Source organism: Corynebacterium sp. TAE3-ERU12, from assembly GCF_019209905.1.
Classification (GTDB): Bacteria; Actinomycetota; Actinomycetes; order Mycobacteriales; family Mycobacteriaceae; genus Corynebacterium.
Map to the genome: position 1 here is coordinate 68,433 of NZ_JAHUTM010000003.1, position 15,572 is coordinate 84,004.

14 protein-coding genes are annotated in these 15,572 nt (G+C 60.9%); 7 read left to right on the forward strand and 7 right to left on the reverse strand.

The features are described from left to right. The first annotated feature begins 20 nt into the window (after nucleotides 1-20). Complete coding sequence (locus KRX51_RS08290) at nucleotides 21-1,712, forward strand: AMP-binding protein (protein ID WP_255549574.1); 1,692 nt, start codon at nucleotides 21-23, stop codon at nucleotides 1,710-1,712. On the opposite strand, the gene KRX51_RS08295 is transcribed toward KRX51_RS08290, so the two are convergent. The 3 genes from KRX51_RS08295 to KRX51_RS08305 all read right to left on the reverse strand — a co-directional run bounded on the left by KRX51_RS08295 (nucleotide 1,709) and on the right by KRX51_RS08305 (nucleotide 4,790). Further along, nucleotides 1,709-3,136: a metallophosphoesterase gene (locus KRX51_RS08295; protein WP_218362675.1), complete on the reverse strand. Its 1,428-nt coding sequence runs from the start codon at nucleotides 3,134-3,136 to the stop codon at nucleotides 1,709-1,711. The genes KRX51_RS08290 and KRX51_RS08295 overlap by 4 nt on opposite strands. A gap of 134 nt (nucleotides 3,137-3,270) precedes the next feature. Beyond that, the gene (locus KRX51_RS08300) at nucleotides 3,271-3,984 is read right to left on the reverse strand and encodes a response regulator transcription factor (protein ID WP_218362676.1); all 714 of its coding nucleotides are present in this window, start codon (nucleotides 3,982-3,984) and stop codon (nucleotides 3,271-3,273) included. 2 nt (nucleotides 3,985-3,986) lie between these two features. After that, nucleotides 3,987-4,790 carry a sensor histidine kinase gene (locus KRX51_RS08305; protein ID WP_370625078.1) on the reverse strand — a complete coding sequence of 268 codons (804 nt, stop codon included), beginning with the start codon at nucleotides 4,788-4,790 and terminating at the stop codon, nucleotides 3,987-3,989. Between the two features lie 109 nt (nucleotides 4,791-4,899). Here KRX51_RS08305 and KRX51_RS08310 point away from each other — a divergent pair, with 109 nt between their 5' ends. Together KRX51_RS08310 and KRX51_RS08315 are read left to right on the forward strand one after the other, a co-directional pair. Beyond that, nucleotides 4,900-5,601: an ABC transporter ATP-binding protein gene (locus tag KRX51_RS08310; protein WP_218362677.1), complete on the forward strand. Its 702-nt coding sequence runs from the start codon at nucleotides 4,900-4,902 to the stop codon at nucleotides 5,599-5,601. Next, nucleotides 5,598-7,052, forward strand: coding sequence for an FtsX-like permease family protein (locus KRX51_RS08315; protein ID WP_218362678.1), 1,455 nt, complete (start codon nucleotides 5,598-5,600; stop codon nucleotides 7,050-7,052). Before KRX51_RS08310 ends, KRX51_RS08315 begins: the two co-directional genes overlap by 4 nt. A 125-nt stretch (nucleotides 7,053-7,177) precedes the next feature. On the opposite strand, the gene KRX51_RS08320 is transcribed toward KRX51_RS08315, so the two are convergent. The 4 genes from KRX51_RS08320 to KRX51_RS08335 all read right to left on the reverse strand — a co-directional run bounded on the left by KRX51_RS08320 (nucleotide 7,178) and on the right by KRX51_RS08335 (nucleotide 10,908). Then, nucleotides 7,178-7,450: a hypothetical protein gene (locus tag KRX51_RS08320; protein ID WP_218362679.1), complete on the reverse strand. Its 273-nt coding sequence runs from the start codon at nucleotides 7,448-7,450 to the stop codon at nucleotides 7,178-7,180. 133 nt (nucleotides 7,451-7,583) lie between these two features. Further along, the gene (locus KRX51_RS08325; protein WP_218362680.1) at nucleotides 7,584-8,792 is read right to left on the reverse strand and encodes an acyl-CoA dehydrogenase family protein; all 1,209 of its coding nucleotides are present in this window, start codon (nucleotides 8,790-8,792) and stop codon (nucleotides 7,584-7,586) included. A gap of 31 nt (nucleotides 8,793-8,823) precedes the next feature. After that, the gene (locus tag KRX51_RS08330; protein WP_218362681.1) at nucleotides 8,824-10,203 is read right to left on the reverse strand and encodes an acyl-CoA dehydrogenase family protein; all 1,380 of its coding nucleotides are present in this window, start codon (nucleotides 10,201-10,203) and stop codon (nucleotides 8,824-8,826) included. Between the two features lie 126 nt (nucleotides 10,204-10,329). Further along, on the reverse strand, nucleotides 10,330-10,908 hold the full coding sequence (locus KRX51_RS08335) for a metallophosphoesterase (protein ID WP_255549575.1): 579 nt from the start codon (nucleotides 10,906-10,908) through the stop codon (nucleotides 10,330-10,332). A gap of 1,111 nt (nucleotides 10,909-12,019) precedes the next feature. On the opposite strand from KRX51_RS08335, the gene KRX51_RS08345 reads away from it, so the two are divergent. From KRX51_RS08345 to KRX51_RS08360, 4 genes are read left to right on the forward strand one after another with little or no spacing between them, the layout of a single operon-like run. Further along, a complete protein-coding gene (locus tag KRX51_RS08345) occupies nucleotides 12,020-12,979 on the forward strand; it encodes a metal ABC transporter substrate-binding protein (RefSeq protein ID WP_255549595.1) in 960 nt (319 codons plus the stop codon). 26 nt (nucleotides 12,980-13,005) lie between these two features. Next, the gene (locus KRX51_RS08350) at nucleotides 13,006-13,722 is read left to right on the forward strand and encodes a metal ABC transporter ATP-binding protein (protein WP_218362866.1); all 717 of its coding nucleotides are present in this window, start codon (nucleotides 13,006-13,008) and stop codon (nucleotides 13,720-13,722) included. After that, nucleotides 13,709-14,641 (forward strand): metal ABC transporter permease, encoded by a 933-nt coding sequence (locus tag KRX51_RS08355; RefSeq protein ID WP_218362685.1) that lies wholly within the window; start codon nucleotides 13,709-13,711, stop codon nucleotides 14,639-14,641. The genes KRX51_RS08350 and KRX51_RS08355 overlap by 14 nt, the downstream gene beginning before the upstream one ends. Continuing rightward, on the forward strand, nucleotides 14,638-15,504 hold the full coding sequence (locus KRX51_RS08360) for a metal ABC transporter permease (protein WP_218362686.1): 867 nt from the start codon (nucleotides 14,638-14,640) through the stop codon (nucleotides 15,502-15,504). The genes KRX51_RS08355 and KRX51_RS08360 overlap by 4 nt, the downstream gene beginning before the upstream one ends. Nucleotides 15,505-15,572 lie beyond the last annotated feature (68 nt).

The window sequence follows — 15,572 nt, forward strand, 5'->3', positions numbered from 1 at the left end:
CGAACGAAAAGGACGCCCCGATGAGCGACCACTCCGCACCGCGCCTACGCGACCGTTTTCGCACCACCGCAGACTTAATCCGAGGCCTCGGCCCGGCCACCAGTTCCGGCGTACTCGGCACGATGGGCCCCGCCGCAATCGGTAACACCGTGAAGTCCATCTACCGCTGGGACTTCATGCCCTCGGGTTTGCTCGGTATCGCCGCCGCACGCGACCCCCACCACACCGCGATCATCGACGACGGCGGCTCCATTACCTACAGCGGCCTCAACGAGCGCAGCACACAGCTCGCCCGCGCCCTGCGCCACGGCAATATCCGGCCTCGCGACCGCATCGGTGTGCTGTGCCGCAATCACCGCGGTTTCATCATGGCGCTATGCGCCCACGGCCGCCTCGGCACTGACTTGGTCCTACTCAACCCCGGCGCTTCTGCGCAGCAGACCAACGCCGTCATCCGCGAGCAAAAGATTGACTTCCTGTTCATCGACGAGGAGTTCACCCATATCCTCGCCGATGATTTTGACCAGTGCCCGGTAGCAGTCGCCTGGCTGGAAGACTACGAAGATACCTCCTGCGTACGCGAGGGATGGACCTCCATGCGGGAGATGATTCGCACCGCTCCCCCAGCCGATTTCGCGGGTGCACAACTAGAGTCCCGACCCCGCCGGGGCCGGGTCATCATTCTGACCTCCGGCACCACCGGCACCCCCAAGGGCGCCCGCCGCCCGGAGGCACGCTCCTGGCAGCCGGCGTCGGCGATTATCTCTAAGATTCCGCTACGCCAGCGTCGCCTCGCATTCCTGGCCGCACCGCTCTTCCACACCTGGGGTTTCGGTGCGCTGCAGCTCTGCCTGGGGCTGCGCTCCACTATCTTGCTGCGCCGCCACTTCGACCCGATCGACTGCCTGCGCATGCTTGAGTCACACCAGCCCGACACCTTATTTGTGGTGCCGACCATGCTGCAGCGCATGCTGGAGGCCACCCCACGGTCCCGCGATATCGACGCCGGTTGGCTGCGCGTCATCGCTTCGTGCGGTTCGGCTATCCCGCAGCGCATCGTCGAAGAAACCCTGGAGCGTTTCGGCCCGGTGCTGTACAACCAGTACGGCTCCACCGAGGTCTCCTGGGCGACCATCGCCACCCCAGAAGAGCTGGCCAAGCAGCCGACCACTGCCGGCAAAGCCCCGTTGGGTACCCGCCTCTCCATCCGAGATGACGAGGGCAATGAAGTCCCCGACGGCACTGTTGGCCGCATTTTTATCGGCAACAACATGCTCTACGAGGGCTACACTCGGCCTGGTGCCGATAAGGACATCATCGAGGGCATGGTGTGCACCGGCGACCTCGGCTATATCGACGATGAGGGGCTGCTCTACGTCTCCGGCCGTGAGGACGACATGATCGTCTCCGGCGGCGAAAATGTGTTCCCCCGTGAGACCGAGGATGTCCTATCTGAACTCGAAGGTATCCGTGAGTGCGCTGTGGTCGGGGCCCCCGACGACAAATTCGGCCAGGCCCTTGTGGCCTACGTGGTGCGCACCAATGATGAGGCCGGCGAGGCACTGGACCACGAGACGATTCGTTCCTTCGTCAAGGAGCAGCTGACTCGCTTCAACGTCCCGCGCGAAACCATTTTCCTCGACGAGCTTCCGCGTAATGCTGTGGGCAAGGTCGTGCCCCGCATGTTGCCGAAGCCCGGTGCGGACAACTAGCCCAATCCGGACAGGTCTTGCGTGACGACGTAGTTGCGGTCGCCGAGGGCACCGAGCATATATTCCGCCTCGATTCCCCACAGTGACCAGCGGGTCTGCGCGGACCAGTCCACGGACTCACGTCCCGGAGTGCGGTGGAAACTGACCATATACCCGCCTTCGTACACATCAACCAGGCTGTAGCCGCCGGGGTAGCCCAGAGAGGCAGCGCGTTCGCAGTAATCGACGCCGCCGATATCAGCTCGCCCCCGGCGGCTGCGGTGGGTATGCCCGGCGAACATCGACATCACCCCGGGGGCGTCGGCGAGGATGCGTTGCAGTTCTAGCGACTCCTCCTTCGGCACGATGAATTCGGCCCCACCCAGGTTGCTGGATGCCGCGCAGGTGGTCATGGGGTGGTGGCCGAACACGATGGTGGGCCGATCCGGGTCGGAGTGCACCTCAGTGCGGATCGCGTCCATCTGCGCCCGCGAGATATAGCCGCCGTTATGGCGCACAGTTGCGGTATCAATACCCAGCATCCGCAGGCCCTTGAACTGCGCTGACCAGTGCTGCTGGCGCGGGGTGAAATGGGCGCCGTAGTTATCCGGCACGTCAACCTCCCGGCGGCGCTTCGGCGGGGGATGCCCGGGGAGGAAATTATCGTGGTTTCCGCGTACCGCGAACCAGTCCTTATTGAGCTGACCAGCACCGTTCATAATGCGGCGGAAGGTTTCAACCTGCTCAGGTGTATTACCGTCCGTGCAGTCGCCATTGACCACGATTGCGTCGATATCGCGCTTCTTCACATCAGCAATGAGCTCTTCCAGCTGCATCTGTGCAAAAGGCCGCTGGCCGTCGGGCTCGCGTAACCCCGGGCTGTGAAAGGGCTTGCCGATATGGGTGTCATTCGTGATGGCAACGGTGCCGATAAAACGGCCCTGCGGGGTGGTCTGGGTGCGGAACCGGCCCGTGAGCTCCGGGCTATCTACACGCCGGGTAGCCACCAGCGACGGAGCCGCCCGCAGTGCGCCTGACCAGCACTCGAAGCGGTATTCTCGGCCCGGTTCGAGGCCATCGATAATGACGTGGTGGACACCACGTGGGGTGTCGTCATGGTGCACAACCTGCATCGGGCCGTCGACAGGGCCAAGCAAAACAGTCTCACCGACGGCCGCAGTGGGCCGAGCCGGCCCGTAGGGAGTGCGGACCTCAGAGGCATACGTGGTCCACGTGAATGCGACTCGAGTATCGGTAAGGGTTGGAACCTCCAGGTCAGCGGCTGTGACTGCCGGACCTGCGGCGCCGAAATGAATATCCAGGGCCTCGGGCACAGCCTCGGGGCGGCGCAGTTTAGACACCGTGCTGGAGGAACGGGCCAAGACAACCCCACCGGCTGCAAGGTTGGCGATGGAACGTAATGCCCGGGTGCTCATCTCGATCATGAGGCTGACGGTAAGTTACGCGGGCTACGGGGCGGTTGTGCTGGGTTTAATGTCGCCAAAACGAGTATGAATGCCCGGCGAACACAGCGTTACCGGTAGTCGCTATCTGGGCAGGTGCTCCATCACCCCAGGGCTTAGCCCGCAGAATCAGCCAGATACGCCAAAATGGCCTTCACTCTGCGATTGGGGATCTCCGGCGGCAAGTTGAGCTTCATCAAAATCGCGGCAATATGCTTGCCGACGGCAGCCTCCGAAATGAACAGCTCTGCGGCTATCTCCGAATTCGCCAGGCCCCGCGACATTGCCTCAAGCACCTCAGTTTCACGCGGGGTCAGCCCAGTAATCCCGGGAGCGGTCCGACTCATCGCCCCGGCGACCTCCGGATCAATCACCACCGCCCCAGCAGCCACAGCACGCACCGTACGGATGAAATCAGCGACGTGGCCCACATTGTCCTTGAGGACATACCCCGTCCCGCCGACCGAACCGGCCGGTTGAGATAACTCAAGCACTCGGCGGGCATAAGCAGCAGCGACATATTGCGAACACACCACAATCCCAATCTGGGGATAGGCAGCCCGGATATCCGCGGCGGCGCGCAGCCCGTCATCAGTCATCTCCGGCGGCATCCGTACATCAGTGATGATCACCTCAGGGGCGTTCCCGGCGGCAACAAGCTCCTCAACAACGCGAGGGAGCTCATCAGCGTCAGCACACTGCCCCACCACGGTAAATCCCCGTCGGGCGAGCATCGCGGCTAAGGATTCACGCAATAAGCCCGAATCGTCGGCAAGCAATACCCGTACCGAATCAGCCTGGTCGGCTGGTGTGGCAGCAGGGCGCGTCATGGTTATTTCTCCCCTGGTGCAGGTGTGTGCGACGACGGCAGGACCACCGATGATTCACCGCGGTAGAGCAGCAAGGGCACCCTAGCGATAATTTGCGTCGGACCGCCCGCTGGTGAGGAGACATCCAATGTGCCGCCGAAGGCCGCCAATCGTTCACGCATTCCGGCGAGACCGCCGCCGGGAATAACCCGGGCTCCACCAGGGCCGGTGTCGACAATCGAAATCCGCAAATCCTCACTCACGGTGACAAGCACACTAATTGAGGCCTCGGGGGCGTGCTTGGCGGCATTGGTCAGACACTCCATGACCAAGAAATACGCACATGCGGCAACCCCCTCCGGCAGGTGTGGAATTTCGTTGGGGCAGGTCAGTGTCACATCACTTGTGGAATGGGTGACTGCATCCTCTAAGGCGGCGACCAACCCGGCTTCGGACAATAACTGCGGGTGAATGCCCCGTACGGTGCGACGCAGCGCCGTCAACGCACACTCGATACTGCAGTGGGCTTGGTCCAGCAGCCCCAGCAGTTCCCGATGATCGGCTGGGGCCTCTAAACGGGCTTCACCGAGTTGCACTGAGGCGGCCACCAAATACTGCTGGGCACCATCGTGCAGATCACGTTCGATCCGTCGGCGTTCTACCTCATAAGCAGCAACAATGGCCCGGCGCGAGTCAATGAGCCGGGCGATCTCGGCCTCATATGCTTCCACCGATTCCGTGCGCTGTGCACGCCGCTGGCCCCACGACAGCATGGACAGCAGGCGCTGTCTGCGGGGGTTGGGAGCACGGTCAGCACTAGCGTTCACGTGGCTCATCCTAGAGAGCCGCCACTGTCCGGGGGTAGGGCTGGCCCTACCTCGAAAACTAGACTGGGCCCCATCGATTAATCAGCCCACACGGACTGAAGTAGAAGCCATGAGCGAATCACTACTGAAGGCCACTGGCCTTACCAAGATTTTCGGAGCTGAGCATGCCTTACGCGGCATCGACCTGAGTATCCAGCCGGGCGAAACCGTTGCTGTCATGGGGCCGTCCGGTTCGGGAAAGTCCACGTTATTGCACTGTCTTTCCGGTGTGCTGGCCCCCACTGATGGCGAGATTGTGGTCGACGGGGTGCGTCTGACTGAGCTTTCCGACGCGCACCGCTCGCGGTTGCGGCTAAACCATTTCGGTTTCGTGTTCCAGGATGGCCAGCTTTTGCCGGAGTTACCCGCACGGGAAAACGTCGCTTTACCCCTCCGGTTGACCGGCGTCGCCGCTGGTAAAGCACTTTCGCGGGCTGAGGAGACGCTGGCCCAGTTAGGGCTTGAGGCTCAGGCACATAAGTTGCCCGGGGCGATGTCCGGCGGCCAGGCGCAACGAGTGGCGGTAGCGCGTGCCATTGTCGGGCGGCCCAAGATTGTATTCGCAGACGAGCCCACCGGGGCTTTGGACCAGTCCACCGGGCACGAGGTAATGCAGCTGCTGACATCCATGGTGCGGATGCACAATATGGCGCTGGTGATGGTCACACACGATGTCAACGTCGCATCATGGTGCAATCGGCTTCTGGAAATCCGGGACGGCCGTATTCACGCCGATCGCCCTGTCGGGTCGACCAGGGGTGAAGCTCGATGAGCAATACCGCTACGTCCATCCGGGAACTTCCCCGGCCTAAAGGGTTGAGCCGCCTGGCGGGCCATCTCGCTGCCGCACGGTGGCAAGCACGCACCGGCGATCGCGTTCTTGCAGCGATGTCCATTGCGGCCTTCGCGGTCGCCGCAACCATTGCCAATATCGTTGCTTCTGGTACGTGGATGTTTTATCACCGCTCCGAACATCCCACTGGAATCGTCGCAGAGGTACTGGCTGAGGACCCGACATTTAAACCAGTAATCGAGTCGTATTTCGTCCTCGCCTTACTGGCATGTGCTCTTCTGGTCTTCCCGGTGGTGCATTTGGCTACCTCGGCGACGCTGCTTGGTGCGCGGTCTCGGGAGCAGCGCCTGGCTATTCTGCGTCTGCTGGGTATGACCCGTCGAGAAGTTTCGACGCTAGGTTTCCTCGAGGTTATTGCGCAGGCGGTTCTGGGGATTTTTGCCAGTGGTGTGCTCACACTGGCGTTACTGCCGCTGTTTCAACAATTGACATTTCAGACAATGCGGGTGCGCTATGCAGAAATGCTTATGCCGTGGTGGGGGTTTATCGCTGTTGCCGGCGCAATCCTGTTGGTCACAGCTTTAGCGACGGTCATTGGGCTTATTCGGGTGCAGATCTCACCGCTGGGGGTGGCCCGCCGGGAACCGCCATTGGCCTTGCGGTGGGGATCAGCGCTCATCATGCTGGCCCTGTTGGTGGTGGCAGAAATACTGGCCCGTAACTACGGCGCCGAGACCAGCAAGCTGCACCAGATTGCTATTAGTGCCCTGATCATCGTGATTTCTATCGCCACCGTGGACCTCATCATGCCGCGGATTCTGCAGCTGCTGGCACGACTTCTGGCTCGAGTCTCGGGTATGTCTATTTCCTGGGCCTCCCGGCGGGTCGCAGCAAGTCCGAAACCGACCTGGCGGCGGATTGCGGTGCTGTCCTTCATGGTTCTTATCGCTTCATTCCTTGGGCAGATGCCTATCTCCGCTACTGATCTAGGAAATGACACCCATCAATCCGTGGCTGAAGCCCTGCTGCCGGACGTACGCGTCGGGCTGTTATTCACCATTGGTTTTAGTTTCACTCTGGCGGCTATCTCGACGATGGTGAATCAGGCCTCCGCCGAGTTTGAGCGAGCCAATGAAACCAGGGCCATGCTGCGGATGGGCGTGGCAGACGCAAAACTGCGCGTTGTGACATGGATTGAGGCACTTGGCCCACTGGTGGGCTCGATCCTGCTGTGCCTCGTCCTTGGTCAGGTCCTGGCTGATGTAACTGGTATTGCCGTCCTCGTATCAGAAGAACTTGATTTAGAGCCGCTGTTCGATATCCCCTATATCGCGGGAATCAGCGCAGCTGGTGTGGTTCTGATGGTGATTGCGCTAGCGGCAACTGGGCCCATTCACCGGCAGATAACCAGGGATGAGCGCCTGAAATAAGACACCGCCGCCTTCTCCGGAAGGCTGCCTCCGACGAACGACACCCCGCCCCATCCACCAGGGATGATTAGCGGGGTGTCGTGGCCACGCCGGGAATCGAACCCGGCACGGGTCAACCAGATGGCCTACTTATTCTTTTCACGGTTCTCGGCGTTGATGCTGCGAATATAAGCCAGAATCTCGGAGTCGAGGCCCCACAGGTGCCATTGTTCAAGCTGGTCGAAAACCTCATCAGGGACCATCCCTTGCTGGCTACCGAAATTCAGCAGCCAATCGATCGCGCCATCGTAATCACCGTCTTCGAGAGAACTCAATGCCCACTCGCGCGACACCGAGGCAGGGATGCGCGCATTGACCCACTCCCAGCACTCCCGCAGGGACTCTTCAAGCTCATTCATGGGTGCACCGTACTCATTCGGTCTTTTCGTTCAGTACCAATATGCGAGGAAACCTGCTTCGTTGCGTCCTCATACTAAAACGCCGCCGTGCCCATTGCTGGGCGCGACGGCGTTTATTAAGGCCTGCGAAGTATTACTTCAGTTCCTTAGAGGACAGGCCCAGGGTGCGGCGGGCAACAACCAGCTGCTGAATCTGCTGGGTGCCTTCGAAGATGTCGAGAATCTTCGAGTCGCGAGACCACTTCTCAAGCAGGTTGCGCTCGGAGTAACCGTAGGTACCGGTGAGTTCCACAGCCTTGAGGGTGATGTCGGTGGCGGCGCGACCGGCCTTTGCCTTACAGGCGGAAGCCTCCAAGGTATTCGGCATCTTATTGTCGGCCATCCACGCGGCACGCAGAGCCAGCAGGTATGCGGCTTCCCACTCGGATTCGAGGCGGATGTACTCCGCGGCAGCGGCCGGCTGGTTGTAGGTCGGGGCATCGTAATCGATCTCGATGCCGGCTTCTTCCAGGATGCGGCGCAGCTCTTCCAGGGCGGCGCGGGCACAGCCGATGGCCATGCCGGCAACCAGCGGGCGAGTGTTGTCGAAGGTCGCCATGGCGCCTGCGAAGGACTTCTTCACGTCGATCTCGGGAGAACCAAGCAGGTTCTCCTTCGGGACGCGGCAGTCAGTGAAGGTCAGCACGGCGGTGTCGGAGGCCTTAATGCCGAGCTTGTGCTCGAGGCGGGTGACCTCGAAGCCTGGGGTGCCCTTCTGAACAACGAAGGACTTGATGGCGGCGCGGCCCTTGGACTTATCCAGGGTGGCCCACACGACGACGGAGTCAGCACGGTCACCGGCGGTGACGAAGATCTTCTCACCGTTGATGACGTACTCGTCACCATCGAGCTTGGCGGTGGTGGACACAGCCGAGGAGTCGGAACCGAAGCCGGGCTCGGTGATGGCCATCGCAGCCCAGGTCTTACCGAACTGCTCGAGCTGCTCATCGGTGGCAACAGCAGCGATAGCGGAGTTACCCAGACCCTGGTACGGCATCGACAGCGTCATAGCGACGTCGCCCCAGCACGTCTCGATGACATTGAGCAACGAAGCCATATTGCCGCCGTTGCGAATGCCCTTTTCTTGCTTCTTCTCGTCGCCACGGCCGCCCTTGGCGCCGGAGAAAGCCTTGCCGCCGTCGGCCATGCCTTCCATCATCGAGGCGAGAGTGTCGAGCTCGCGCGGGTATGCGTGCTCAGCCTTGTCGTACTTGCGGGAAATCGGGCGGAAAATCTCGGCCGCGGCCTGATGAGCCTGGTTCGAGCCCGCCTTGAGGAACTTGGGAAGTTCGAGGTTAATCATTGGTTTTTAGTCCTCTGTGAGTCGTGGCGGGTTATAGAACGATGATGCCTTCGGCAACAGCGATGGCGCGCATATCGCGGTACCAACGCTCCACCGGGTGCTCCTTGGTGTAGCCGTGGCCACCGAGCAGCTGGACACCATCGGAGCCGATCTTCATGCCCTTTTCAGCGGCGGTGCGCTTGGCCAAACCGGCCTCGCGGGCGAAGTTCTTACCCTGATCGGCACGGGAGGCGCCGCGCAGCATGATCATGCGCAGGCCATCGAGTTCGATCTTGATATCGGCGACCATGAAGGCCACTGCCTGGCGGTGCGAAATCGGCTCGCCGAAGGCCTGGCGCTCGTTGACGTAGGGAATGACGTAGTCGAGCACGGCCTGGCCGGTACCGCACGCAAGAGCGGCCCAGCCGAGGCGGGAGCGACGCACAACATCGCGGTAGGCGTCTTCAGTGTCTTCCTGGCCGATGATGTTATCGGCGGAGATGCGCACATCTTCCAGGACCAAACGGCCCATGGCGGCACCGCGCAGACCCATGGAGGGGTCGGCCTCCACGTGCAGGCCCTCGGTGTCGGATTCCACGATGACCAGGGCGGGCTTGCCGTCGAGGGACACGCCCACTACGAACAGCTCAGCTGCGCCAGCGTTGGGAACCAGGGACTTGGTGCCATTGAGGACCAGTTCTTCGCCCTCGCGGGTGGCGGTGGTCTCCGGGTTCATCACGTTGAACAGCGGCCGCGGCTCGGACAGTGCCACAGCGGCCGGCGGGACGTCTTCACCAGCGAAGGCCGGCAGGTAGGTCTTCTGCTGAGAGTCGGTGCCATGTGCGGTGAGCACAGCGGCAACACCGGCCGGGGCCATCGTGGCAACTGCCAGGCCCATGTCGCCGTAGGCGAGAGCCTCAGCGACCAGCGCATTGGTGGTGACGTCGGCACCGGTGGCGATACCGTCGAAGGCCTCCGGCACATTGATCATGGTCACGCCGAGCTCGGCGGCCTCGGCGGCAAGGTTCTCCGGCGGTGCGGCCTTCTCGTCGCAGTCGTGCGCAACCTCGCGCAGACGGGAATCGGCGAATTCCTTCACCGTGGCGACGATCATTTCCTGATCCTCGGTGGGCTTCAGGCTGAACAGCGTCTTCTGCTTTTCCTCGAAGGCTGCCTGCGCTTCTTCAGCGGGCCGCTCCGGCTTGCCGGAACCCTTCACCTTCTTGAACTGACGGTTCGCTGCACCCAGAGTCTTGAAACCGGACTTGGTGGACTCATAAACAACCCGGTCGATCTTGTCCTGCAGATCGTGGCGGTTCGAGAAGTCCGAACCAGTGAGGTTGGTGAGGAACCGCATCGCGGCGCCGACGATGTCGCGCTTGGGGAGGTTGCGCCCGACTGTCGAATCGTCGCGATTGGTCGTGTCGCTCATGGAATCATGGCCTTTCACGTAAGAACTGTTTTCCTAATAACCATAAACACATACAGTGACACGTGTCACCTCAACGCTCGAATAGGGGGCAACGCCACAAAAATGAGGTTCACGCGGGCCCTTCCCCTATCCCAATGCAGACAGATCACACGGCACAACATAACTGCGATCCGATAAGGAACCGAGCGTCAGCTCTGGCTGAAAACCGAACGAGGCCCACCTCGCCCGCGCCGCCCATTCCAAGCATTCTTGCTTGTCAACACGGTAAAAGTTGACTTGGTAACCACCGGTATAAAGATGCACCAAGGTGTACCCACCCGGGTAGTCCTTACAGGCCGCGGTCTCCACAAAGTCCACCGTTGTCGCCGCATCACCGCCAGTGCGCTTACACCGGTGCGTGTGCCCAGCAACCATGAGAAACACCCCCGGTGCGTCATCGAGCACACGCTGCAACTTCGCGGAGTCTCCAAGATCGAGGGTAAAAGCCGGGCCAGCGGCGTTATTAAATGCCGCTTGCGCAGTCACCGGGTGGTGCGCCAGCACTATCGTCGGCCGCCCCGGGTGCGTACGCAGCTCCGCTTCCAGCGCGGCGAGTTGAGCGTCGGCAAGCTCCCCACCGGAGGCATCAAGTTTGGTGCTATCCAGGCCAATAACACGCAGCGTGCCGACGTCGGTGACCCACATGTGCTGGCGGGGAATAAACATCTCACCCCACGGGTCACGATGATCGGCAGTTCCCGCAAGCACCGGATAGTGCTCATACCCGGCATGGGGATCCTCATCGGGGTATGCGGGCGGTCATGGTTGCCGCGAGTGACATACCAGTCCACGCCGTACTCGCCGTAGGTAGACATCAGATCGAAGAAGTGCTGGCACTCTGCCGGCCGCGCTTCAGAAGTGCAATCCCCGTTAACGAAAACAGGCCACACAGCACGGTCAGCGATCTCACTCAAGCACCCCTGGAGCATCAGGCTCGGATATGGCGGCAGCCCCTCGGCCTGGACAATGGCGGGCGGAAAATCGCCAATAATAAGGCCGTGGGCGGCTTCGCCGATATGGGTATCGTTCACAATCGCGATCGAGGTGACGTACTCACCTGCGGGTTGGCTCAGTGTGCGTACCAGCCCGGTTGCCTCTGGGGTACCCGGCGACGCTGTAGTAATAAGGCCTGGTTGCGCGACTATTCCTGCAGAACTGCACTCGAATCGGTACTCAGTATCTGGCTCCAAGCCATCGACGGTGACGAGATGAAAACCCACCGAGGTGGGGTCGTAGTACACCGCTGCGCGATCAAAGGGTTCATCAGCGCGAGCGATGCGCACCTGCGAGTCGGTGGGCACGGTAGGAGCTAAGGGGCCATAGGCGGAATGTGGGCCGTTATAGGTGGCCCAATTAAATGTGATTGATGTCGGCGTGACCGTAGTGACCTCAAGATCGGTGACGACAAGCCCCTTTTTCCACCCTGTTCCGAGGAAGGGGCGTTCGGTGGCGGCGGCGGGGATTGTGGTGGCAATCGTTGCGGCTGCCACAGTTGTCGCGGTCGCAGTGAGTACAGCGCGGCGGGTCAGTTGGGGATTCGGCATATCGGCAACGTACGAGGGACATTTGTCCTCCGTACGACGCCGATATGACTCACAAGTGAACGAAAATGTGATGGTCACCCCAATACGCCTAACTAAGGCTTAATAAAAACCGTTTCGGTTAATATGGGAATTAGGCGAGCGCCGTCTAAGATTTGCGTACGTACGAACAATGGCGTTCGCTGCATGCCCTGATCGCAATCAGAGAACACCCTCTTGTTGAAAGGAAACCCGTGCTGAACACCACGTTCCGCCGCATAGGCGCCGTTACCGCCGCCACTGCGCTGGCCTTCGGCCTGTCCGCTTGCTCTGTCGATGAAGATGGCAACAACTCTGCTGCCTCCGGCGAGAAGTCAGACAATCTGACCATCTTCGCCACCACCGGCTACCTCGGCGACGCAGTGAAGAACATCGACCCGGATGCCGATATCACCGTCATGGTTGGCCCCGGCGGCGACCCGCATACCTACCAGCCGACCTCGAAGGACATGGAACTCATCCAGCAGGCCGACCTGGTGGTCTGGAATGGCCTGCACCTCGAGGCCCAGATGCTCGACGAGCTGGAGCAGCAGGGCGACCGTCAGATCAACGTCGGCGATAGCCTCGCCGAGGATCTGCTACTGCCTTGGGACGATGTGGATGCCGAAGGCAACCAGCTCCACGACCCGCACATCTGGAACTCCCCGAATAACTGGATCCAGGTTGTCAACCAGATTGGCGACAAGCTCGAGGAAATCGATCCGGACAACGCAGACAAGTACGCCAAGAACGTCGAGAAGTACACCAAGGAAGTCGAGGAAGCTGACGCCTACGTCGAAGAGAAGCTGTCCAGCATTCCTGACGACCGCCGCATCCTGGTCACCGGCCACGATGCCTTCAACTACCTCGGCAAGGAATACAACCTCGAGATTCTGGCCACGGACTTCGTGACCTCCGAATCTGAGAAGACCTCTGCTGAGATCAACGAACTGGCCGAGTTCATCGCCGAGAACAAGATCCCGGCTATCTTCCAGGACAACCTGAAGAACCCGCAGGCCATCAAGTCCCTGCAGGAAGCCGTGGAGGCTAAGGGCTGGAAGGTCAAGATCTCCGACGACGAGCTCTACGCCGACACCCTCGGCTCCGAACCCCCTGTAAACACCTACATCGGCGTTCTCAAGCACAACGCCGACGCGATCTCTAAGGCACTCTCCTAGTGAATTCAGCGCTTTCCATCCGTGATATGACCGTCTCCTACGGCGGTCCACCAATCCTGGAAAATATCGATGTCGATGTTCCCGTTGGCTCTGTGATGGGCCTGCTCGGCCCCAACGGTGCCGGCAAATCGACACTCCTCAATGCTGCTCTGGGACTTATCCCCCGCAGCAGCGGCACGGTCACGTTCTTCGACAAGCCGCTGAAGGAGTCACGCAGCCGTATTGCGCACATGCCGCAGACGGCCAAGATCGACCTGGATTACCCCATCACGGTGGAAGGCGTTGTTCGCATGGGTGTTTTCCCGAACCTGGGCTGGTTTAAACGCCCAGGCAAGGAAGAGCACCAAGCTATCGCCGAGGCCATCGAACGGATGGGCCTCACCGACCACCGGAATCACCAGATCTCGGAACTTTCCGGTGGACAGCTCAAGCGCACTTTCCTGGCTCGAGTTTTGGCTCAGAAGCCGGATTTCTACCTGCTTGATGAGCCTTTCGCCGGTGTTGACGTCGTGTCCGGCAAGGTGATTCAGCGCGAGCTGAAAAAGCTTGCCGACACCGGCGCCACCATCATCCTGGTTCACCATGACCTTGGCACGGTGCGCGAAATTTGCTCGCACGTCACCCTGGTCAACCGCAGCGTCGTTGCTAACGGGCCGGTTGAGCAGGCGTTTACGCCGGAACTGGTGGGCAAGGCATTCGGACTCGGACTCGCGGATCTGGGCGGCTCGAATGACGCTTCTTGAGTTCATTTCGGAGTTCACGTACCGACGCACTGTTATCGGCACCTCCGTCATCGGTCTTTCTGCCGGTGTGCTGGGCTGCCACCTGTACCTGCGGCGTCAGTCCATGCTTGCCGACGTGGTGGGCCACAGCGCGGTCGCCGGTGTGATGGGGGCTTTCCTCATTGCCGCCGCACTAGCTGTCGATGGCCGCTCCATGGGGGCCATCATTATTGGCGCGCTGGTTTCCGGTGTGCTGGCAGTGGCCCTGACCAACTGGGTGGCCGGGGTTTCCCGCGTCAGCGACGACTCGTCGATGGCAGTAGCCCTGGCACTCTTCTTCGGTGGCGGCATGACGCTGCTGCACATCATCAAGCAGTCCTCGCTGCCCAATAAGGGCGGCATTGCTGAGCTGATGTTCGGTAATGCGTCGACAATGACGAATGCTGACAACAAAATCCTCGCCGCTGTCAGTGCTGTGGTGTTGATCGGCGCGATTGTGCTGCATCGACAGTTTTCGATGGTGCTTTTTGACCCAGTACTAGCGAAGGTCTCCATGAACCCGCGTACGGTCAACGCACTGTCTCTGGTGCAGATGGCGTTGATTGTGATCTCAGTGGTGCTGGGGATTAAGGCCGTCGGCCTTATCCTCATCCTCGCGTTCTCTATCTTCCCGGCCGCTGCTGCTCGCCAGTGGACGAAATCTTTGGTCACGATGATGCCGCTAGCTGGCGTTTTTGGCGCCGTCGGCGGTGTGGTTGGTTCCTGGGCGGCGGTCACACTCGGCAATGTCCCCACCGGCCCAGCCATCGTGTTGGTGCTGAGCATCATTGTGTTCTTCTCAATCATCTTCGCACCCCGCCGTGGACTCATCTCCCGCGCATTTCGCAGCCGGAAATCGAGCCGCACCCAGGACCAGGAAGGGAAAGTGACCGTCGCATGAGTTTCGCTATCGCTGTTGCCTTCCTAGCCGGTGTGAGCTCCATTGTGGCGGCCCTGCCGGGCATCATCGTCGTGCTGCAACGCCAGGCCATGATCACCGACGCGATCAGCCACGCTGTGCTTCCCGGCATTGTTATCGCAGCCATGATTATCGGTGCCGTCGACTCCCCCCTATTGCTGGTTGGTGCGACTATCGCCGGCATCATTGTGGTCGCTGGCACCCAATGGCTGCGTGACACCGGTTTGCTCGCCGGTGATGCGGCCACCGGCCTGGTTTTCCCGCCCCTGTTCGCCATCGGTGTCATCCTGCTGAGCGCGAACTTCCGCACTTCGCACCTTTCCGAGCACACCGTGCTCGTCGGCGATCTCAATATCACCGCCTTTAACCGGCTCATCATCGGTGGGTACGACCTCGGCCCGTCCTACGCGTACACCCTCATCGTCGTCGGCCTGATCTCCGGCGGACTGATGTTCCTGCTGCGCAGGCCATTGTCGGCGGCTATTTTCGACCCGGATTTCGCTCGCCTCACCGGTATCCCGGTGGCCATGCTCAACCAGGTCGTGATGGTGCTGGTCTCCCTCACCGTCGTTGCAGCATTCCGCGTGGCCGGCTCCATCCTCATCGTCGCTTTGATGATTGTGCCCGCCGCCACCGCGATGCTGTTCGCCAAAACCGTGCGCCAGATGGTGGTGCTCGCCTTGGTGATCGCCCTGGCCGGGTCCCAGATCGGATTCTGGACCGCTTACCTATTCAACGGCCCCACCTCAGCGGTGATGGCCTTCGTCGACGGTGTTATCTTCGTCGTCCTCTTCGTCGCACTGCGTATCTACACGCGCACTAAACGCGGCAAAACCGCCGCCTAAAACCGGCCGCGACGCCACCTCATGTTCGCCTACCCCACCCCGGGGTGGGCGAACATTTGCTTGGATGG

What these genes read in the sequence shown, in the direction of transcription:
- KRX51_RS08315 (WP_218362678.1), top strand. Translation starts at nt 5,598, where the DNA reads ATGAGCAATACCGCTACGTCCATCCGGGAACTTCCCCGGCCTAAAGGG.
- KRX51_RS08300 (WP_218362676.1), bottom strand. Translation starts at nt 3,984, where the DNA reads ATGACGCGCCCTGCTGCCACACCAGCCGACCAGGCTGATTCGGTACGG.
- KRX51_RS08325 (WP_218362680.1), bottom strand. Translation starts at nt 8,792, where the DNA reads ATGATTAACCTCGAACTTCCCAAGTTCCTCAAGGCGGGCTCGAACCAG.
- KRX51_RS08320 (WP_218362679.1), bottom strand. Translation starts at nt 7,450, where the DNA reads ATGAATGAGCTTGAAGAGTCCCTGCGGGAGTGCTGGGAGTGGGTCAAT.
- KRX51_RS08310 (WP_218362677.1), top strand. Translation starts at nt 4,900, where the DNA reads ATGAGCGAATCACTACTGAAGGCCACTGGCCTTACCAAGATTTTCGGA.
- KRX51_RS08350 (WP_218362866.1), top strand. Translation starts at nt 13,006, where the DNA reads ATGACCGTCTCCTACGGCGGTCCACCAATCCTGGAAAATATCGATGTC.
- KRX51_RS08360 (WP_218362686.1), top strand. Translation starts at nt 14,638, where the DNA reads ATGAGTTTCGCTATCGCTGTTGCCTTCCTAGCCGGTGTGAGCTCCATT.
- KRX51_RS08295 (WP_218362675.1), bottom strand. Translation starts at nt 3,136, where the DNA reads ATGATCGAGATGAGCACCCGGGCATTACGTTCCATCGCCAACCTTGCA.
- KRX51_RS08355 (WP_218362685.1), top strand. Translation starts at nt 13,709, where the DNA reads ATGACGCTTCTTGAGTTCATTTCGGAGTTCACGTACCGACGCACTGTT.
- KRX51_RS08330 (WP_218362681.1), bottom strand. Translation starts at nt 10,203, where the DNA reads ATGAGCGACACGACCAATCGCGACGATTCGACAGTCGGGCGCAACCTC.
- KRX51_RS08290 (WP_255549574.1), top strand. Translation starts at nt 21, where the DNA reads ATGAGCGACCACTCCGCACCGCGCCTACGCGACCGTTTTCGCACCACC.
- KRX51_RS08335 (WP_255549575.1), bottom strand. Translation starts at nt 10,908, where the DNA reads ATGTTTATTCCCCGCCAGCACATGTGGGTCACCGACGTCGGCACGCTG.